Raw genomic sequence first — 4,027 nt, forward strand, 5'->3', positions numbered from 1 at the left:
GTCTGGAACATCCGCCAGGCGAACAAAGAGACGGGAGGACATTGAGATGGCCGTCGCGACCGGAAATTCCTTCGCCAGCCGTTTTGGCGTCCACATCGCCGTGCTCATCTTCGTCGCGATCTGGACCATACCGACGCTCGGCATCCTGGTCTCGTCGCTGCGCGACAAGAACCAGATCATCGCCTCGGGCTGGTGGAACTCGTTCGCCAGTTCCACCCAGACGGAAGCAGGCCGGCTCCCGCCCGCCTCGGCGCAAGTCGAGAAGGACGGCAAGTTCGTCCTCGAGGGCAATATCTTCGGCGACGGCGCCAAGCGCGACATCAGCGCCTTCGGGGTCAAATCGGCGACACCGACGCAATATCCCGCCGGCACGACAGCCGATCTCGGCGACGGCGTGACCTTGCAGCTCAATGCCGACGGCAGCTTCATCATGCAGTCCCCGAAAGCGTTCGAAGGCGATCGCGGCCAGCGCGTCTATTATGCTTCGTCGGCGCCGCCGAAATTCACCACCGACAATTACAGAACCGTGCTGTTCTCCGAAGGCATCGGACGGTCATTCATGAATTCTCTGACCGTCACCATTCCGGCGACCGTCATCCCGATCCTGATCGCCGCATTTGCCGCTTATGCGCTGGCCTGGATGCGGTTTCCCGGCCGGGCGCTGCTGATCGCGGTCATCATCGGCCTGCTGGTGGTGCCATTGCAGATGTCGCTGATCCCGCTGTTGAAGCTCTACAACGGCGTCGGCGCTTTCTTCGGAATGCCGTCGAAGACCTATCTCGGCATCTGGCTGGCGCATACGGGCTTCGGCCTGCCCTTCGCCATCTACCTGCTGCGCAGCTACATTGCCGGCCTGCCGCGCGAAATCATGGAATCGGCGCGCATCGACGGCGCCAGCGATTTCGAGATCTTCGTCAAGATCGTCTTGCCGCTGTCGTTCCCGGTGCTGGCTTCATTTGCCATCTTCCAGTTCCTGTGGGTATGGAACGATCTGCTGGTGGCGATGGTTTTCCTCGGTACAGAGGCAGACCAGATCGTGCTGACCGCCAAGCTCAACGCGCTGTTGGGCTCGCGCGGCGGCGACTGGGAGATTCTGACGACATCGGCTTTCGTGACCATCATTGTGCCGCTGATCGTGTTCTTCTCGCTGCAGCGCTATTTTGTCCGCGGGCTGCTTGCCGGCTCGGTGAAAGGAGGCTGAGACGATGCAATCCGCTTTGAAGGCCAGCTCGAAGCCTGACCTCGCCATCGATCGCGACTGGTGGCGGGGCGCGGTGATCTACCAGATCTATCCGCGCAGCTACCAGGACTCGAATGGCGACGGCATCGGCGATCTCAAGGGCATCATAGGCCGCCTCCCCTACATCGCCGCACTCGGCGCGGATGCCATTTGGATTTCACCGTTCTTCAAGTCGCCGATGAAGGATTTCGGCTATGACGTGACGGATTACTGCGATGTCGATCCGATGTTCGGCACGCTGGCCGATTTCGACGCGCTGACCGCCGAGGCACACAGGCTGGGCTTGAAGGTGATGATCGACGAGGTGCTGTCGCACACTGCCGACAGTCATCCCTGGTTCAAGGAAAGCCGGTCGAGCCGCAGCAACCCGAAAGCCGATTGGTACGTCTGGGCAGACGCCAGGCCGGACGGCACACCGCCCAACAACTGGCTGTCGATCTTCGGCGGCTCGGCGTGGCAATGGGACACCAGCCGCCAGCAATATTACATGCACAATTTCCTGGCCGAACAGCCCGACCTCAACTTTCACAACCACGAAGTCCAGGACGCATTGCTCGAGGTCACCCGCTTCTGGCTGGAGCGCGGCGTCGACGGTTTCCGGCTCGATACCATCAATTTCTACTTCCACAGCCAGGGCCTGGAAAACAATCCGCCGCTGCCGCCGGAAGAGCGCAACGACCAGACCGCGCCGGCGGTCAACCCCTACAACTACCAGGACCATCTCTACGACAAGAGCCGGCCCGAGAACCTCGGCTTCCTCGAACGGTTCCGTGCCCTGCTCGATGAGTATCCGGCAACCGCAGCGGTCGGCGAGGTCGGCGATTCGCAGCGTGGGCTTGAAGTGGTTGCCGCCTACACCGCAGGCGGCAAGCGCGTGCACATGTGCTACTCCTTCGATTTCCTGGCGCCGGAAAAGATCAGCGCGGGCAAGGTCCGCTCGGTGCTGGAATCCTTCGGCAAAGTCGCCAGCGACGGCTGGTCGTGCTGGGCCTTCTCCAACCACGACGTGATGCGCCCGGCCTCGCGCTGGGCCGCCAATGAGGCCGACCCGACCGCCTACCTCAAGGTCATCTCGGCGCTGCTGATGTCGTTGCGCGGTTCGGTCTGCATCTACCAGGGCGAGGAGCTTGGGCTCGGTGAGGCAGAGCTGCGGTTCGAGGATCTGCAGGATCCCTATGGCATCCGCTTCTGGCCGGAATTCAAGGGCCGCGACGGCTGCCGCACGCCAATGGTGTGGGATGGCGATGCCAAGAATGGAGGCTTCTCCCCGGCAAAGCCCTGGCTGCCGGTGCCGGCCAAGCATCTGGCGCAAGCGGTCAATGTCCAGCAGGGCGACGAGGCTTCGCTGCTCGAGCACTACCGGCGCTTTCTCACCTTCCGGCGTGCCCATCCGGCGCTCGCCAAGGGCGACATCACCTTCATCGAAAGTGAGGGCGACACCGTCGCCTTCACGCGCCGCGCAGGCAACGAGCAGATCGTCTGCGTCTTCAATCTGGGAGCCGGGCCGGCCAAGGTTGACCTTGGCGGCCGATCGCTGCAACCTCTGCCCGGGCACGGATTTTCGGGGCAGGCGAACAGCGGTTCCATCGAGCTTGGCGGCTACGGCGCCTGGTTCGGGCGTCTCGACTGAATTTCCAATCACTGGAGGAAACCAATGGCCGATGTCACGCTAAGACAAGTGAAGAAGTCCTACGGCAATCTGAACATTCTCCACGGCATCGATCTCGATATCAAGTCGGGCGAGTTCATCGTCTTCGTCGGCCCGTCGGGCTGCGGCAAGTCGACATTGCTGAGGTCGATCGCCGGGCTCGAGGAAATCACCTCCGGCGAGCTCAGAATAGCCGGCGAAGTGGTGAACGACGTGCCGCCGTCGAAACGGGGCATCGCCATGGTGTTCCAGTCCTATGCGCTCTACCCGCACATGACCGTCTACGACAACATGGCGTTCTCGATGAAGATCGGCAAAGAGAACAAGGCCGAGATCGACCGCCGCGTGCGTCAGGCCGCCGAGATCCTGCAGCTGACCAAATATCTCGACCGCCTGCCTAAGGCGATGTCGGGCGGCCAGCGCCAGCGCGTCGCCATCGGCCGCGCCATCGTGCGCAATCCCAAGGTGTTCCTGTTCGACGAGCCGCTTTCGAACCTCGATGCCGCGCTTCGCGTCGCCACCCGCATCGAAATCGCCAAGCTCAAGGAATCGATGCCCAACACGACGATGATCTACGTCACCCACGACCAGGTCGAGGCGATGACGCTGGCCGACCGCATCGTGGTGCTCAAGGACGGCCATATCGAGCAGGTCGGCACTCCGATGGATCTATACAAGAAGCCCGGCAATCTGTTCGTTGCCCAGTTCATCGGCTCGCCAGCCATGAACATCCTGCCCGCGACCATCGACAAGACCGGAAACCCGACCGTCGTCAGCCATGTCGGCGGACGCAAGGCGACCGTGCCGATCGCGACGCCGGCCTCGGCAAAGGGCGCTGCGGTTAGTTTCGGCGTGCGGCCGGAGGACCTGATCATCGCCAGCGGCGCGGACTATCTGTTCGAGGGGACGGTCGACTATGTCGAGCAACTCGGCGAGGTGCAGCTTGTCTATGTCGACATCGGCCGCGCCGACCTGCCGCTGGTGACCAAGCTGCCCGGCAATGTCGAGGTCAAGCGCGGCTCGACATTGCGGCTGAGCGCCAATGGCGAGGACTTGCATATCTTCGACACCGATGGGCGGTCGTTTGCCCTTCATGAAGCGGAAGCGAAGGCGGCCTGACGCAGGACCGCGTCTTGGAC

3 protein-coding genes are annotated in these 4,027 nt (G+C 62.5%); all 3 read left to right on the forward strand.

What is annotated here, in order from left to right; translation table 11 throughout:
- Positions 1-46 precede the first annotated feature (46 nt).
- Genes EN750_RS22095 through ugpC form a run of 3 tightly spaced genes read left to right on the forward strand, consistent with a single transcriptional unit; the run spans position 47 to position 4,007 of the window.
- Positions 47-1,201 (forward strand): carbohydrate ABC transporter permease, encoded by a 1,155-nt coding sequence (locus EN750_RS22095; protein ID WP_127397638.1) that lies wholly within the window; start codon positions 47-49, stop codon positions 1,199-1,201.
- Between the two features lie 4 nt (positions 1,202-1,205).
- Positions 1,206-2,870, forward strand: a complete 1,665-nt coding sequence (locus tag EN750_RS22100) for an alpha-glucosidase family protein (RefSeq protein WP_127397639.1) — start codon at positions 1,206-1,208, stop codon at positions 2,868-2,870.
- Positions 2,871-2,894: 24 nt separating this feature from the next.
- Positions 2,895-4,007, forward strand: a complete 1,113-nt coding sequence (ugpC, locus tag EN750_RS22105) for a sn-glycerol-3-phosphate ABC transporter ATP-binding protein UgpC (protein ID WP_127397640.1) — start codon at positions 2,895-2,897, stop codon at positions 4,005-4,007.
- Positions 4,008-4,027: the final 20 nt, after the last annotated feature.

This window comes from Mesorhizobium sp. M7A.F.Ca.ET.027.03.2.1 (assembly GCF_003999175.1).
Taxonomy (GTDB): domain Bacteria; phylum Pseudomonadota; class Alphaproteobacteria; order Rhizobiales; family Rhizobiaceae; genus Mesorhizobium.